Below are 15,518 nucleotides of genomic sequence, written 5' to 3' on the forward strand. Positions count from 1 at the left end.
CCGGAAAGACAAACGACATGGCACAGGCTCCTGTCTCTCACCCGCCCTTGCAGGGCGGGCAACTCGTGATCGGGACGATCGCGGTGTCGCTCGCGGTCTTCATGAACGTGCTCGACACCTCGATCGCGAACGTCGCGATCCCGACGATCTCGGGCGACCTCGGCGTGTCGTCCGATCAGGGCACGTGGGTCATCACCTCGTTCGCGGTCGCCAACGCGATCTCCGTGCCGCTGACCGGCTGGCTGACCGACCGCATCGGGCAGGTACGCCTGTTCCTCGCGTCGATCATCCTGTTCGTCATCTCGTCATGGATGTGCGGGCTGTCGCCGACGCTGCCGTTCCTGCTCGCGTCGCGCGTGCTGCAGGGCGCGGTGGCCGGCCCGATGATTCCGCTGTCGCAGTCGCTGCTGCTCGCGAGCTACCCGCGCGCCAAGGCGCCGATGGCGCTCGCGCTATGGTCGATGACGACCCTGATCGCGCCGGTCGCGGGCCCGATTCTCGGCGGATGGATCTCGGACAACTACTCGTGGCCGTGGATCTTCTACGTGAACATTCCGGTCGGCATTGCAGCCGCGATCGCGACGTGGTCGATCTATCGCACGCGCGAATCGACGGTGCGGCGCGCGCCGATCGACGGCGTCGGTCTCGCCCTGCTCGTCCTCTGGGTCGGCTCGCTGCAGATCATGCTCGACAAGGGCAAGGATCTCGACTGGTTCGCATCGACGACGATCATCGCGCTCGCGCTGATCGCGATCATCTCATTCGCGTTCTTCGTGATCTGGGAGCTGACCGCCGAGCATCCGGTCGTCGACCTGTCGCTGTTCCGCATGCGCAACTTCACGGGCGGCACGATCGCGCTGTCGGTCGGCTATGGGCTCTACTTCGGCAACCTCGTCCTGTTGCCGCTCTGGCTACAGACGCAGATCGGCTATACGGCGACGGACGCCGGCCTCGTGATGGCGCCGGTCGGTCTGTTCGCGATCCTGCTGTCGCCGCTGACGGGCAAGTTCCTGCCGCGCACCGATCCGCGCTACATCGCGACGGCCGCGTTCCTGATCTTCGCGCTCTGTTTCTGGATGCGCTCGCGCTACACGACGGGCGTCGACGAATGGTCGCTGATGCTGCCGACGTTCGTGCAGGGGATCGCGATGGCTGGCTTCTTCATCCCGCTCGTGTCGATCACGCTGTCCGGCCTGCCCGGCCACCGCATTCCTGCGGCATCGGGCCTGTCGAACTTCGTGCGGATCATGTGCGGCGGCATCGGCACGTCGATCTTCCAGACCGCGTGGGATCACCGCAACAACTTCCACCACGCGCAGCTGGTCGAGCAGACGAATCCGTACAACCCGACGTTCAATCAGGCCGTCACGCAGATGAACAACCTCGGGCTGACGCGCGACCAGGCGCACGGGCTGATCAACAACATGGCCACGCAGCAGGCCGCGCAGCTCGGCGTGAACGATCTGTTCTACATCTCGGCGGCGATCTTCGTGCTGCTGATTGCGCTGATCTGGATCACGAAGCCCGAACGCGCGGGCGGCGGCGATGCGGGCGCGGCGGCATCGGCCGCGCACTAGACGTCGCGCGCATCCGCGCAGCAAACGAAAAGCCCGGTCGAGACCGGGCTTTTTCGTTCCGATGGCGCACGTTCGCGCGCGTCATTGCGCGGTGACGACGAGCCGTTCCGGCGCGAGCACGCCGTTCGTCTTGCGCGCGACGCCGAGCAGCCGCGTCGCGTCGTACACGCGCACGCGTTCGCCTTCGGCGGCGTCGATCGCCTCCAGCGCCGACAGCGGCAGGCGCTGCCCGTGCAGGAAGCGCTTCGCGCAGGTGTCGTCGAGACGCACCAGCGGGAACGTCGACAGCAGCGCATCGACGGGCTGAAGCCAGGCGTCGCGCGCCGCTTCGTCGGCATCGGACAACGCATCGAGCGTCACCGCATGTTCGAGCGTCAGCGCGCCGACGCCCGTGCGGCGCAGCATCGTCAGATGCGCGCCGCAGCCGAGCGCTTCGCCGATGTCTTCCGCGAGCGTGCGCACATACGTGCCCTTGCTGCACGTGACGCGAAACGTCACGTCCGGCAGTTCGCATGTGAGCAAGTCGAGTGCGTGAATCGTCACGCTGCGACCTTCGCGCTCGACCGTCTGACCGGCACGCGCGTATTCGTACAGCGGCTTGCCGTCGCGCTTGAGCGCCGAATACATCGGCGGCACCTGCACGATGTCGCCCGTGAAACGCACGAGCGCCGCTTCCACGCCCGCGCGATCGCATGCGACGGGCCGCGTGTCGAGCACCTCGCCTTCGGCATCGCCGGTCGCGGTACGCACGCCGAGCCGCATCGTCGCTTCATAGGTCTTGTCCGCCTCGAGCAGATCCTGCGAGAACTTCGTCGCTTCGCCGAAGCACAGCGGCAGCAGGCCCGATGCGAGCGGATCGAGCGTGCCGGTATGCCCGGCCTTCTTCGCGAGGTACAGGCGCTTCGCGCGAATCAGCGCATCGTTGCTCGACAGGCCGACCGGCTTGTCGAGCAGCAGGACGCCGTCCAGCGCGCGGCGCGGCACGCGCGGACGTTGGGATGCTGCATTGGTCATAGGCGGGATACGCTCAGTCGTCCTTCGCCGGCGCGTCGGCCTCGTCGTCGTCCTTCGCACGCGTCGCGTTCGCCTCGTCGATCAGACGCGACATCGCGACGGCCTTCTCGATCGTCTGGTCGTAATGGAAGTGCAGCGCGGGCACCGTATGGATGTGCAGCCGCTTGAACAGTAGGTTGTGCAGATGGCCCGACGCGTGGTTCAGCGCCTGCTGCGTCGCGGCCGGATCGCCAGTCAGCGTCGTGAAATAGACCTTCGCGTGCGCGTAGTCCGGCGTCAGTTCGACGCTCTGGATGGTCACGATGCCGATGCGCGGATCCTTGACCTCGCGCATGATGAGTTCGGACAGATCGCGCTGAATCTGGTCGGCGATCTGCACGTTGCGATTGGGAGAAGTACGTTTCCTGGACATGATCGAATCCCTGATCCGTTTATCAGGATAAAACGGCGGCGCGCCGGACGGCGCGCGGCCATGAAAAAATGGGCGGGACAGGCCCAAGCCTGCCCCGCCCATGAGCCGATGCGCGATCGCGTTACAGCGTACGCGCGACTTCGGTCACTTCGAAGACTTCGAACTGGTCGCCTTCGAGGATGTCGTTGAAATTCTTCACCGACATACCGCATTCGAAGCCTTGCTTGACTTCCTTCACGTCGTCCTTGAAGCGCTTCAGCGATTCGAGTTCGCCCGTGAAGATCACGACGTTGTTGCGCAGCACGCGCACCGACGACGAACGCTTGACGATACCGTCGGTGACCATACAGCCGGCGACCGTGCCGACCTTCGGCACCTTGAACACCTGGCGCACCTCGACCATGCCGGTCACGACTTCGCGCTTCTCCGGCGCCAACATGCCGGACATCGCCGCCTTCACCTCATCCACTGCGTCGTAGATGATGTTGTAGTAGCGGATGTCGATGCCGTTCGCTTCGGCCAGCTTGCGCGCCTGTGCGTCCGCACGCGTGTTGAAGCCGATGATGACGGCCTTCGACGCGGTCGCGAGGTTGACGTCGCTTTCGCTGATGCCGCCCACCGCGCTGTGCACGATCTGCACGCGCACTTCGTCGGTCGACAGCTTGAGCAGCGACTGCACCAGCGCTTCCTGCGAGCCTTGCACATCGGCCTTGATGATGAGCGGCAGGTTCTGCACTTCGCCTTCGCCCATCTGCTCGAGCATGCTTTCCAGCTTCGCCGCCTGCTGCTTCGCCAGCTTCACGTCGCGGAACTTGCCCTGACGGAACAGCGCGATTTCGCGCGCCTTGCGCTCGTCCGGCAGCACGATGACTTCCTCGCCAGCGGCCGGCACTTCCGACAGACCCTGGATCTCGACCGGGATCGACGGGCCGGCTTCCTTCGTCGGCTTGCCGTTCTCGTCGAGCATCGCGCGCACACGGCCGTATGCGGTACCGGCCAGCACGATGTCGCCGCGGCTCAGCGTACCGGACTGCACGAGCATCGTCGCGACCGGACCCTTGCCCTTGTCGAGCTTCGCTTCGATCACGATGCCCTTCGCCGGCGCCTCGACCGGTGCCTTCAGTTCCAGCACTTCGGCCTGCAGCAGCACGTTCTCGAGCAGATCGTCGATGCCCGCGCCCGTCTTTGCCGACACCGGCACGAACGGCGAATCGCCACCGTACTCTTCCGGCACGACGCCTTCGGCGACCAGTTCCTGCTTCACGCGGTCGGGGTTCGCTTCCGGCTTGTCGATCTTGTTGATCGCGACGACGATCGGCACGCCGCCCGCCTTCGCGTGCGAGATCGCTTCCTTCGTCTGCGGCATCACGCCGTCGTCGGCCGCGACGACCAGAATCACGATGTCGGTCGCCTTCGCGCCGCGTGCACGCATCGCCGTGAATGCCTCGTGACCCGGCGTATCGAGGAACGTGACGACGCCGCGCGGCGTCTCGACGTGATACGCGCCGATGTGCTGCGTAATGCCGCCCGCTTCGCCCGCCGCGACCTTCGCGCGACGGATGTAGTCGAGCAGCGAGGTCTTGCCGTGGTCGACGTGACCCATCACCGTGACGACCGGCGGACGCGGCAGTTGCTCTGCGTCGGAGCCGGTTTCGCCTTCGACGAGCAGCGCTTCCGGATCGTCCAGCTTCGCTGCGAGCGCGCGGTGACCCAGTTCCTCGACGACGATCATCGCCGTTTCCTGGTCGAGCACCTGGTTGATCGTGACCATCTGGCCCATCTTCATCATCACCTTGATGACTTCGGAGGCCTTGATCGCCATCTTGTGCGCGAGATCGGCCACCGAGATGGTTTCCGGCACGTGCACTTCACGCACGATCGGCTCGGTCGGCGCCTGGAACGACGAGGCGTTGTCCTGGTGACGGCCGCGCCCCTTCGGGCCGCCGCGCCAGCCGCGGTCGACGCCGCCGCTCGAATCGCCGCGCGTCTTGATGCCGCGCCGCTTCGCCGCGTCGTCCTGCCAGCCGCCCTTGCCGCCGCCCGGCTTCTTGTTGCGGTCGCCCGCGCCTGCCGGCGCCGGCGTGGCAGCCGGCGCAGCCGCCGGCTTCTTCACGGCCGGACGCGCCTGCGCACCTTCCGGCTTCGCCGGCTTGTGCAGCGTGCCCTTCGCCTCGGCGGGCTTCGCCGGTTCGGCCGGCTTCGGCGGTTCGACCGCCTTGACCACGGCCTTGCGCGGCGTGTTCATCATCTCGCGGATCGCACGCGCTTCGGCTTCCGCCGCCTCGCGGCGCTTGCGAATTTCTTCCTGCTCGGCGCGCGCCTTTTCGGCAGCCTCGCGCGCGGCGTCTTCGGCCTTCTTCGCCGCTTCGCGCTGCGCTGCGCGCTCGGCAGCCGCACGTGCTTCGTCCTGCGCCGAATCGGCCGGTGCCGCCGCCTGCTGGGCCGCAGCTGCCTGCTGCGCCGCCTGTTGCGCGGCGGCCGCTTCGGCTGCCGCACGCTTGGCCGCGGCTTCTTCCTCCGCGCGACGGCGTTCGGCCTCGGCCGCTTCCTCGCGGGCACGGCGTTCCGCTTCCTCGCGCTCCAGGCGTTCCTGACGCTCGCGCAGTTCCTGCGCCTGCTTCTCGAGCAGCGCGGCCTCGCGGCGCGCCTCTTCCTCGCGACGCTTCAGCTCCGCATCGTCGTCCGCTTCGGCGACCTGCGCCTGACCCTGTTCCGCGACATCGCTCACGTCGTCGCGCTTGACGAACGTGCGCTTCTTGCGCACCTCGACCTGAATGGTGCGAGCCTTGCCCGTCGCGTCAGACTGCTTGATCTCCGACGTATGCTTGCGGGTCAGCGTGATCTTGCGCTTGTCGCCATCGGTTGCGCCGTGCGACTTGCGCAAATGATCGAGCAGACGCGCCTTGTCCGCCTCGGACAGCGCATCGTCTTCACTCGCTTTCTGGACGCCCGCTGCCTGCAGCTGTTCGAGCAGCACACCAGCAGGCATTTTCAGTTCCGCGGCAAATTGGGCTACGTTGTTACTCGCCATTCATTCCTCTTAGTGCAAGGACCGATTCCTTGCGGTTAGCATCGGGTCAGGCCATACGGCCGCCATCAAATCAGTGCGCCATGGTCATTTCTCACTGGAACCAGTGTTCACGTGCTTTCATGATCAACGCCTTAGCGGCATCCTCTTCCATTCCGGTCATGTCGACCAGTTCGTCCACCGCCAGCTCGGCGAGATCGTCGCGCGTCGCCACACCGTGTTCGGCCAGCTTCGCGAGCAGCTCCGGCGTCACGCCGTCGAGGCTCTTCAGATCCAGCGCCGCGTTTTCGACCTTTTCCTCGTTCGCGATCGCCATCGTCAGCAGCGCATCGCGCGCGCGGTTGCGCAGTTCGTGCACGGTGTCCTCGTCGAACGCTTCGATCTCGAGCATTTCGTTGAGCGGCACGTAAGCAATCTCTTCGAGGCTCGTGAAGCCTTCGTCGATCAGGATGTCGGCGACTTCTTCGTCGACGTCGAGACGCGTCATGAACAGTGCACGCAGCCGGTCGCGCTCCTCGCCCTGCTTCTGGGCGGACTCGTCCGGGGTCATGATGTTGATCTGCCAGCCGGTCAGTTCGCTGGCAAGGCGAACGTTCTGACCGCTACGGCCGATCGCGACGGCCAGCTCGTTCTCGTCGACGACGACATCCATCGAATGCTTTTCTTCATCGACGACGATCGACTGGACAGCGGCCGGCGCGAGCGCGCCGATCACGAACTGGGCGGGATCCTCCGACCATAGCACGATGTCGATGTTTTCGCCACCGAGCTCGTTGCGCACGGCCTGCACGCGCGAGCCGCGAATGCCGACGCAGGTGCCGATCGGATCGATCCGCTTGTCGTACGCGATGACGCCGATCTTCGCGCGCACGCCCGGATCGCGAGCGGCGGCCTTGATCTCGAGCAGGCCCTGCTCGATCTCCGGCACTTCCATCTCGAACAGCTTCATCAGGAACTCGGGCGCGGTGCGCGACAGTTCGATCTGCGGGCCGCGGGCGGTGCGGTCGACCTTCGCGATGTACGCGCGCACGCGGTCGCCCACGCGCAGGTTTTCCTTCGGGATCAGCTGATCGCGGCGCAGCAGCGCCTCGACGCGACCCGATTCGACGATGAAGTTGCCCTTGTCGAGGCGCTTCACCGTGCCGGTCATGATCTTTTCGCCGCGCTCGAGGTAGTCGTTCAGGATCTGCTCGCGTTCGGCATCGCGCACCTTCTGCAGGATCACCTGCTTCGCGGCCTGCGCGCCGATCCGGCCGAATTCGATCGACGGAACGGGTTCCTCGATGTATTCGCCGACTTCGACATCGGGCTTCTGCTCGCGCGCTTCGAACAGCAGGATCTCGCGATCCGGCTCCTGCAGGCCCGCTTCGTCGGGCACGACGAGCCAGCGACGGAAGGTTTCGTGCTCGCCGCTTTCGCGATCGATATGGACGCGGATTTCGGCGCCTTCGTCGAACAGCTTCTTGGAAGCGGACGCGAGCGCAGCCTCGAGCGCGCCCAGCACCACATCCTTGTCGACGTTTTTCTCGCGCGCCAGCGCATCCACCAGCATCAAAACTTCGCGACTCATTATTTGCGGCTCCTAAAGTCAACTTGCGGAATCAGGCGGGCTTTGTCGATGTCGGCCAGCGTGAAATCCAGCATGGCCGCCTCGCCCTTCTTCCTCTCAAATTCCAAACCGATCGTTTCGCCGTTCGGCGCGTGCAGAATGCCCCGGTACGTCTTGCGCCCGTCCAGCGGCTTTTTCAAGGTCACGGAGACTTCACTGCCGGCGAAGCGCTCGAAGTCGGCCAGCTTCTTCAACGGGCGGTCGAGCCCCGGAGACGAGACTTCGAGCCGTTCGTAATCGATGTTTTCGACCGTCAAGACGTGCTGGAGCTGACGCGTGACCTTTTCGCAATCTTCGAGCGAGATGCCGGCAGGCTGATCGATATAGACGCAAAGCATGCCGCGCCCGGTGCGCTCGAGATCCACCAGCTCGTAGCCGAGCCCGGTGACCGTGGTTTCTATCAGTTCCGTCAGTTGCACAGTGTCCTCTCAGGTGTTCGCGCCCGCCGCTCGCGATTCACCCGCGGGCGCGCGCCTTAGCCGGCGCAGGAAGCGCTACCCGAGATGCCTAACCGTTTCAGCAAAAAAAAATGGGCGGAACGCCCATCTTCTTACCGGTGGTCGCACCTGAGCCGCACATCGAATCCGTACGCCCAGCGACTCCGCGATTATAGCGATTTTTGGCGCAAACGCCAAGCGTCGGCCGCCGGAACAGCGCGCGATATACCGTTAAAAGCGAATTCCTGCGAAACGGTCTGCGCGCCGCCGACTATTCATATAGCGTCGATTACGCAAAATGCAATGCGCCGACAAAACCGGATCGACCCGGTCTTGCCGGCGCTGTCGCGCCTCGCGCAACGCGCCGCTCAGCGGCCGCGCGAGCGCCCGCCGCGCTGCGGACGCTGGCCGCCGCGCGCGCCGCCGTTGCCGGCGCCGCCATCCGCGCGATTGCCGTTCGGGTTGCGATTGCCGCCCTTGCCGCCGCCACGCTTGCCGCCTGCGCCGCCATGCGACGCGCGATTGCCGTCGACGTCGCGGCCGCCCGCGCGATTGCCGTACCCCGACGCGACCGGCAGGCTGCCGTAGCCGCTCAGGCCCGGCAGGCCGGGGCCGCCGCGCCGACCGCCGCGGCGCGGCTGGTCGAGCTGGCCGTGGGTCGTCAGCACCGGCTCGCGGCTGATGAAGCCCATCGAGGTTTGCATCGGATCGGGCTGCCGGCGCTCGGCCTGGCCGCCGCCGCGCTTGCCCTTCTCTTCCGACGGCGCCTTCAGGCCGACCGTCGCCATCAGCTTGCGCACCTGCGCCTCGTCGAGCTCCTCCCAGCGGCCGCGCTTCAGGCCGCGCGGCAGCGGAATCGGGCCGTGACGCGTGCGGATCAGGCGGCTCACCATCAGGCCGACCGCCTCGAACATCCGGCGCACTTCACGGTTACGGCCTTCAGCCAGCGCGACGTGATACCAGTGATTCGTGCCCTCGCCGCCGCCGTCGCGGATGCGCAGGAAGTTCGCGGGACCGTCGTCGAGCTCGATGCCGTGCAGCAGCTTCTGGCGCGCGCTTTCCGACAACTCGCCGACCACGCGCACCGCGTACTCGCGCTCGACGCTGTAGCGCGGATGCATGAAGCGGTTCGCGAGGTCGCCGGAGGTCGTCAGCATCAGCAGACCTTCGGTGTTGAAGTCGAGGCGGCCGACCGCGAGCCATTTCGCCGTCTTCATCGGCGGCAGGCGATCGAACACCGACGGACGGCCTTCCGGATCCGCGTGACTGACGATCTCGCCGGTCGGCTTGTGGTAGAGCAGCACGCGCGGCGGCTTGTTCGGCAGCTTGCGCTTGACCGGCTTGCCGTTGATCCGCACCTGGTCGGTCGGCATGATCCGCTGGCCGATATGCGCGGGTTCGCCGTTCACCGACACGCGGCCGGCGATGATCAGCTCTTCCATTTCGCGGCGCGAGCCCATGCCCGCCTCCGCGAGCACCTTGTGCAGCTTCGGCGCGTCGTCGTCCGGCGACAGCACGCGCTTGTTCGCCGGCTGACCGCGGCCGCGGCGCAGCATCGGCGCACGCACGCCGCTGCCCGGTGCAGCGTTGTCCGCGTCGAACGCCGGCGACGTCACGTAGGCGAACAGGTCGTCCTGCGCCGCTTCGCCTTCGCCCTTCGACGCGCCGCCACGCTTGGCGTGGCCTTGGCCTTGACCCTGCGCGCCCTTGCCGCCCGCGCCTTCGCGCTTGCCGCCGGACTTGCCGCGCCCGCCCTTGGCCGCGCCTTCCTTGCGCGGCGCACGCGCCGGCTGCGCCTGCGCGGCATCGGCCGGCGGCGCATCGGCGGCTTCGCCGTCTTGCGGCGCCGCGTCGGCGCCCTTCGACTTGGCCGCTGCGCGACGGCGCGCGATCAGGCTGCGCGGACCGCGCCGCAGGCCGCGGCGGGGACGTTCGTCGCCACCCGCGGCCGGAGCGTCCTGCTCCGGCGCATCGTCGGCGCGCGCAGCCTGCACGGCGGGCGCGGACGATTCAATATCGTGGATATCTGTCAAAACAACCTCAAAATGTCAGGTCTCGCGCCCGGAACGGGCGCGGCAAGAAGTCAGCCGCGATCAGGCGCGACGCTGTTCGGGTTCTGCTTCATCGTCCTGCAGCGCATCCGCGTCGATCGACGCGCTGGCGCTGCGCACGGCGCCGGCAAGACTGTCGGACGTGTCGTCCGGCATCTCGCCGTCCGCGGGACGGGTACGGTGCGCATCGGCCTCTTCGGCCCCGTCCGGCCTGTCGCCGGTCGCTTCCACACCGTCTCCGGCAGCCGCTTCGGCGGCCGGCTTGCGATCTTCCTCGTTCGATTCCGCATGCAGCGGCACCGGCTGCACGCCGGCCGGCGCTGCTTCGGCACCGGCCTGTTCCGTTTTCCCGCGATCAGCCCCGAGCGTATCGCGGTTTGGCAATTCCTGCGTCGGCGCGTGTTCGTCCGTCGTCGCCATGTTCGGCACGGCGTCCGGCTGCGCTTCGGCTGCTTCGATTGCTTCGCCCGCTTCAGCCGCTTCGGCCGACGACGCATCGGCCGCGGTCGCATCGTCGGCGGCTTCCGGCGCGTCGCCGTCGAAATCCATTGCCTGCTGCGCGAGCAGCGCGGCCTCGATGTTCGCGGCCGGCTCTTCGAGCGCGGGCAGATCGTCGAGCGCCTTCAGTCCGAGGTCGTCGAGAAACTGCTTCGTCGTCGCATACAGCGCCGGACGCCCCGGCACGTCGCGATGCCCGATCACTTCGATCCAGTTGCGATCCTCGAGCTGCTTGACCACCTGCGTGTTGACCGTGACGCCTCGGATTTCCTCGATGTCGCCGCGCGTGACCGGCTGCCGGTACGCGATGATTGCCAGCGTTTCGAGCACCGCGCGCGAATATTTCGGCGGCTTTTCCGGATGCAGGCGATCGAGAAAATGACGCATCGCCGGCTTGCTCTGAAAGCGCCATCCGCTCGCGAGCGCCACCAATTCGACACCGCGGCCGGACCAATCCTGTTTCAGATCTTCGAGCAACGTGCGGACCGTGTCAGCCGACACGCCGTCGGCAAAGAGCTTGCGCAAATCGCCGAGCTTGAGCGGCTCCTGCGCACAGATCAAAGCAGTCTCGAGGACGATCTTCGCCTCTTGGGTATTCATGCAGCTAGGCCAGACCCTGTGGTCAAACGAACCGGATCAACAAAACAGACGAAAGGAACGGAAGACGCGCTCGCCCGATTCTGATCGGTCATATTGATGGGAGCACGAACCGGGGGCGGCAGCATCGACTTCAAGCCAGGCCCGAACCGGACGGAACAGCACGACTCAACGACGGAGCCGCGTGACTGAGCGCCATATTACGCAAAATTGCCCGGTGCGTAAAGATGAGTCGCGCGGCGCGGCCGGCACTCCGGCCCCGCTTCAGCCGGCACGCGCGCCGCGCGCCAGAAAGCGCCGTAGTCGCTCGACACCGGCATCCAGTCGAGCCGTCTCGCAGGCGTAGCACCAGCGCACGAAGCCCTCGCCTTCCGGCCCGAACGCGCGACCGGGCGCAAGGCCGAGCGCCGCCTCGCGCACCAGCGCCTTGCAGAACGCGAGGCTGTCGTCGGCACCCGGCAGCTTCAGGAACACGTACATCGCGCCCGGCGGCGCGGCCACGTCGACGCCCGGCAGCGTGCGCAACGCGCCGATCAGATGATCGCGTGCGTCGCGCAGCGCCGCCACGAACGTGCGGACAAACGGCTCGCCGTCGCGCAGCGCGACTTCGCCGGCCGCCTGCACGAACGCCGGCGCACAGGAGGTGTTGTATTCGATCAGCTTCGACAGATCGCCGGCCAAGGCAACGGGCGCGACGAGCCAGCCGAGCCGCCAGCCCGTCATCGCCCATGCTTTGGAAAACGAATTGACGACGACGACGCGTTCGTCGCGTGACGCAATATCGAGCAACGATGGCGCGCCGCCCGCATCGAACGCGAGCCGCTCGTACACCTCATCAGCCACGATCCAGATCCCGTGTCGGCGGCAATGCGCGAGCACGGCAAGCTGATCGTCGCGCGACATCGTCCAGCCGGTCGGATTGTTCGGCGAGTTGATCATCAGCATCCGCGTGTCGGGCGTCAGCGCCGCGAGCAGCCGGTCGACGTCGAGCTGCCAGCCGGCGCGCCCATACGCGAGCGGCACGCACTCGACGCGCGCACCGAGAATCTTCGGAATCTCGACGAGATTCGGCCACAGCGGCGTGAGCGCGACGACGCGATCGCCGGGCCCGACCAGCAGCTGCGCGGCGAGCATCAGCGCGCTGACGCCCGAGCTCGTGACCGCGATCGAGTCGAGCGCCGTGGCACCGTGGCGCGCGCTCACGTAGCCGGCGATCGCACGACGCAGCGACGCCGTGCCGAGATTCGGCGTGTAGAACGTCGCGCCGTCCCGCAACGCGACGGCCGCCGCATCGCGGATGAAGTCCGGCGTCACGCGATCGGATTCGCCGAACCAGAACGGCAAGACGTCGCGCACGCCGAAACCTGCATTCGCGACTTCGCGGATCAGCGACGGGCGCAACGCGTGCACTGCTTCGCGGGCCACCGGCTCATGCGCCGGCTCGAACTCTGCGGAATCTGCGGAATGCACCATCGTCGATCGCCACCGGAGAACACGATTCGCGTAGTGTACCCACGACGCAGGGCCGCACGCGCGTCAGTCGAGGTCCTCCGCACGCGACGGCATCTCGCGCACGAGCTCCCAGATCGCCTGCGCGGCAGGCGACAGCGACCGGTCGCGGCGCCGCACGAGCTCGACCGTCCGTTCGGTGCGCGGCGTCAGCGGCCGCGCGACGAGCGTCGAGCCGGCCGGCAACGGCAACGACAGCCACGGCTGCACGCTCACGCCGATGCCGGCCTCGACGAGCCCGAACACGGTCGCGGAATGGCCGAGCTCCTGCATCACCGTCGCGTTGACGCGGTGAGCGGCCAGTGCCGCATCGATCAGCGGACGGCTGCCCGAGGCGTGATCGAGCAGGACGAGGCGTTCGCCGTTCAGCGCGGTCCACGGCACCTCGGCGCGTGCGGCCAGCGGATGATCGGCGCGCGCGACGAGGCAGAACGAATCGGTCATCAGCGGCTCGCAGACGAGATCCGCGACGGCCAGCGGCCCGATCACGACGCCGAAGTCGACTTCGCTCGACTTCACCTTGCGCAGCACGTCGCTTTGCACGTCGTCGCGCAGCCCGAGCGTGACGAACGGAAACTGCCGCTCGCACGACGCGACGACGCGCGGCATCAGCCGGCACGCGATCGTCGGGCTCGCCGCGACGATCACGCGCCCGCGGCGCTGCTCGCCGATCTCGCGAATTTCGCGCAGCGTGTCGTCGAGATCGTCGAGCTGCCGCGACACGCTCGCGATCAGGTTCGCCCCGACATCGGTCAGCTGCACGTCGCGCGTCGTGCGATCGATCAGCTTCAGCCCGAGCTCGGTCTCCAGTTCGCGCACGCAACGGCTGACCGCGGACTGCGTGAGCCCGATCTCGTCGCCGGCGCGGCTGAAGCTCCTGAGCCGCGCGACCTCGATGAATACGCGAAGCTGGCGCAGCGTGACGTTCATCCCCGGACCTCATCAATCGTCGATATCGATGCGCGATTTTAATGCGCGATGGATGCCGCGACGTGTGAATCGATCTCGGCACGGCGTGTTTCGCTGCGGTGCAATAAGCGCGCAAACGCACGCCGTACGGGCGAATTGCACAAGATTGGTGATTGTCCTGATTTGCTGGCGGGTTATTTTGGCGTCTTATACGCCCCTAGCTGACTTAGCCGTCGGCTCGCTGCCAAGCGGCTCTCGAGGGATTCGCCTCCGACATGGCACGCTTCGTGCATTGCATGGCGCACAGGGCGCAGGTGATGTCGGACAACGGGCAGGAACACCGCTACCGGCCAACCGAACGCCCCCACCCGGCACTCGACGACGAGTGCCTGAAGAGTGCGCGGCGCATGGCAGCGCACCGGAGTTAGCTTCGCTGAGGTGAGGACATGATGCTGTTCGACGATTTGAGAGATAACGAATGGGCGCTGGTCGAAGGACTGTTTTGCTCGGAGCCTGCACGCAGTGAGCGGCGCGGTCGCCCGCGCGTGGAGGCCCGTTCGGTGGTAAATGCCGTGCTTTGGGTTCTGTCGACGGGCGAAGGCTGGTCCAAACTGCCGGGCCGCTATCCGTCTCCGCCGACCTGCCGTCGTCGCTTCGATGAATGGCAGGCCGACGGCACACTCGCCGAAATCGTCAAGCGACTCGGCACGAGCGGCCGTCAGATTTCGCTGCGCGGCCGGATCGGCGCAAGCGCGGCGAAGCCGCCTGCACCGCCGAGCCGCGATCGACTGCGCGGCGCGTTCTGGACCAATCCGGAATCGTGGCGCGCGCCGGTCAAAATGGCGTAACGGATAGCGATACGGGCGGCTTCGGCCGCCCGTTTTCATTCTGCTTGCCGCCTTGCGCGCGGCGCACGCGTGACGCCCCGTTACGGACGCCGCTCGGCGATACATCTATTTACTATTATTTACAGCAAGCCTGCACTCCCACGCTTACCTTAGCGACATATCAACGGGCCGCGCCGACGGCTTGAAGGGAGCCCTCCATGAAACCAATGTCACTGCTCGTCGCATGCGGCATTGTCGTTTCCGTGGTGCTGGCGACTCCCGTCCACGCCGACGATCGCACGAAGGCGCCGCGCCGCCAGGATCATCGAAATGCGCTGGCGCATCAGCCGCCGCCCTCCGCACCGCCCGACCGCCAGACCGTGCCGCGCGGCGACCTGCGCGGCGACATCGCAAGCAACGCGCGCGCACGCATCGGCTCGCAGCCGAACGACCTGCCGCGACATCCGTAGTCGCAGGTAGTCGCACTTCACCGATTCACCGAAGAAAATGCCGGCGCCCGGGAACTGACCGGCATGCACCGGGTCACACGGTTGCCATGAGCACAGCGTGGCAGCAGCAAAAGTATCCGGTACGCCCGTATCCTCGTGATACGGGCTTTTTTTCGAGCATGCCGTGTGCGGCCGATGCGCGGCTGCGCTAGAGACGGCTTTCGAGAACCGATACGGCGCCCGCTTCGCTGAGCGCGTAGTCGTCCATCCGTCGATCGAGCCAGGTCGCCGCTTTCTCTTCGCGCTCGAGGCGCGCGAACTCGGCGCGACCGCTGTCGGTCAGCACCGCGATGTCCACCGGGGCGTGAAAGCCGGGTGCGGGCGCCACGGTCTTCTGCCTGACCGTATCCATCAGCCCGAGCGATCGAAGATACTCGAACACGCCCGGGCGGCGCGCCCACGGAACCTGGCGGTACTGCACTCGTCTCAATGCGTCGAGCACCGCTTCATTGGAATACGTGGCCATCTCGATTCTTTCTTAAAGTGCAGCGACAATGCGAAGCGGCGCGCCGGACGGGGTCTCCGCCCGCCGATACCGCCA

Annotated in this window: 12 protein-coding genes and 1 pseudogene; 3 read left to right on the plus strand and 10 right to left on the minus strand. The window is 66.7% G+C overall.

Features of this window, described 5'->3' with window-relative positions; all coding sequences use genetic code 11:
* Positions 1–17: 17 nt before the first annotated feature.
* Positions 18–1,577 (plus strand): DHA2 family efflux MFS transporter permease subunit, encoded by a 1,560-nt coding sequence (locus BCR55_RS00630; protein ID WP_006400324.1) that lies wholly within the window; start codon positions 18–20, stop codon positions 1,575–1,577.
* A gap of 81 nt (positions 1,578–1,658) precedes the next feature.
* On the opposite strand, the gene truB is transcribed toward BCR55_RS00630, so the two are convergent.
* The 9 genes from truB to BCR55_RS00675 form a co-directional block, all read right to left on the minus strand.
* Positions 1,659–2,591, minus strand: a complete 933-nt coding sequence (gene truB / locus BCR55_RS00635) for a tRNA pseudouridine(55) synthase TruB (protein ID WP_059937713.1) — start codon at positions 2,589–2,591, stop codon at positions 1,659–1,661.
* Between the two features lie 13 nt (positions 2,592–2,604).
* Positions 2,605–3,003 (minus strand): 30S ribosome-binding factor RbfA, encoded by a 399-nt coding sequence (gene rbfA, locus BCR55_RS00640; protein WP_043279864.1) that lies wholly within the window; start codon positions 3,001–3,003, stop codon positions 2,605–2,607.
* A gap of 121 nt (positions 3,004–3,124) precedes the next feature.
* A complete protein-coding gene (gene infB / locus BCR55_RS00645; RefSeq protein WP_065494020.1) occupies positions 3,125–6,034 on the minus strand; it encodes a translation initiation factor IF-2 in 2,910 nt (969 codons plus the stop codon).
* Between the two features lie 91 nt (positions 6,035–6,125).
* Positions 6,126–7,601, minus strand: a complete 1,476-nt coding sequence (gene nusA, locus BCR55_RS00650) for a transcription termination factor NusA (protein WP_006402063.1) — start codon at positions 7,599–7,601, stop codon at positions 6,126–6,128.
* Positions 7,601–8,059, minus strand: coding sequence for a ribosome maturation factor RimP (gene rimP, locus BCR55_RS00655; protein ID WP_006402064.1), 459 nt, complete (start codon positions 8,057–8,059; stop codon positions 7,601–7,603). The genes nusA and rimP overlap by 1 nt, the downstream gene beginning before the upstream one ends.
* A 386-nt stretch (positions 8,060–8,445) precedes the next feature.
* Complete coding sequence (gene rluB, locus BCR55_RS00660) at positions 8,446–10,110, minus strand: 23S rRNA pseudouridine(2605) synthase RluB (RefSeq protein ID WP_059937710.1); 1,665 nt, start codon at positions 10,108–10,110, stop codon at positions 8,446–8,448.
* 60 nt (positions 10,111–10,170) lie between these two features.
* Positions 10,171–11,226, minus strand: coding sequence for an SMC-Scp complex subunit ScpB (gene scpB, locus BCR55_RS00665; RefSeq protein ID WP_065494021.1), 1,056 nt, complete (start codon positions 11,224–11,226; stop codon positions 10,171–10,173).
* A 261-nt stretch (positions 11,227–11,487) separates the two neighbouring features.
* Positions 11,488–12,696 carry a pyridoxal phosphate-dependent aminotransferase gene (locus BCR55_RS00670; RefSeq protein WP_065494022.1) on the minus strand — a complete coding sequence of 403 codons (1,209 nt, stop codon included), beginning with the start codon at positions 12,694–12,696 and terminating at the stop codon, positions 11,488–11,490.
* A 63-nt stretch (positions 12,697–12,759) separates the two neighbouring features.
* Positions 12,760–13,662: a LysR family transcriptional regulator gene (locus BCR55_RS00675; RefSeq protein WP_065494023.1), complete on the minus strand. Its 903-nt coding sequence runs from the start codon at positions 13,660–13,662 to the stop codon at positions 12,760–12,762.
* 428 nt (positions 13,663–14,090) lie between these two features.
* On the opposite strand from BCR55_RS00675, the pseudogene BCR55_RS00680 reads away from it, so the two are divergent.
* Positions 14,091–14,486, plus strand: a pseudogene (locus tag BCR55_RS00680) (transposase); the annotation flags it as partial.
* Between the two features lie 200 nt (positions 14,487–14,686).
* Positions 14,687–14,938 carry a hypothetical protein gene (locus tag BCR55_RS33320; protein ID WP_006404956.1) on the plus strand — a complete coding sequence of 84 codons (252 nt, stop codon included), beginning with the start codon at positions 14,687–14,689 and terminating at the stop codon, positions 14,936–14,938.
* A 187-nt stretch (positions 14,939–15,125) separates the two neighbouring features.
* Here BCR55_RS33320 and BCR55_RS00690 read toward each other — a convergent pair whose 3' ends face one another.
* On the minus strand, positions 15,126–15,443 hold the full coding sequence (locus tag BCR55_RS00690) for a hypothetical protein (RefSeq protein ID WP_006404957.1): 318 nt from the start codon (positions 15,441–15,443) through the stop codon (positions 15,126–15,128).
* Positions 15,444–15,518: the final 75 nt, after the last annotated feature.

Origin of the sequence: Burkholderia sp. CCA53 (assembly GCF_001685525.1) — a bacterium.
GTDB lineage: Bacteria > Pseudomonadota > Gammaproteobacteria > Burkholderiales > Burkholderiaceae > Burkholderia > Burkholderia multivorans.

What these genes read in the sequence shown, in the direction of transcription:
- BCR55_RS00630 (WP_006400324.1), top strand. Translation starts at nt 18, where the DNA reads ATGGCACAGGCTCCTGTCTCTCACCCGCCCTTGCAGGGCGGGCAACTC.
- truB (WP_059937713.1), bottom strand. Translation starts at nt 2,591, where the DNA reads ATGACCAATGCAGCATCCCAACGTCCGCGCGTGCCGCGCCGCGCGCTG.
- rbfA (WP_043279864.1), bottom strand. Translation starts at nt 3,003, where the DNA reads ATGTCCAGGAAACGTACTTCTCCCAATCGCAACGTGCAGATCGCCGAC.
- infB (WP_065494020.1), bottom strand. Translation starts at nt 6,034, where the DNA reads ATGGCGAGTAACAACGTAGCCCAATTTGCCGCGGAACTGAAAATGCCT.
- nusA (WP_006402063.1), bottom strand. Translation starts at nt 7,601, where the DNA reads ATGAGTCGCGAAGTTTTGATGCTGGTGGATGCGCTGGCGCGCGAGAAA.
- scpB (WP_065494021.1), bottom strand. Translation starts at nt 11,226, where the DNA reads ATGAATACCCAAGAGGCGAAGATCGTCCTCGAGACTGCTTTGATCTGT.
- BCR55_RS00670 (WP_065494022.1), bottom strand. Translation starts at nt 12,696, where the DNA reads ATGGTGCATTCCGCAGATTCCGCAGAGTTCGAGCCGGCGCATGAGCCG.
- BCR55_RS00675 (WP_065494023.1), bottom strand. Translation starts at nt 13,662, where the DNA reads ATGAACGTCACGCTGCGCCAGCTTCGCGTATTCATCGAGGTCGCGCGG.
- BCR55_RS33320 (WP_006404956.1), top strand. Translation starts at nt 14,687, where the DNA reads ATGAAACCAATGTCACTGCTCGTCGCATGCGGCATTGTCGTTTCCGTG.
- BCR55_RS00690 (WP_006404957.1), bottom strand. Translation starts at nt 15,443, where the DNA reads ATGGCCACGTATTCCAATGAAGCGGTGCTCGACGCATTGAGACGAGTG.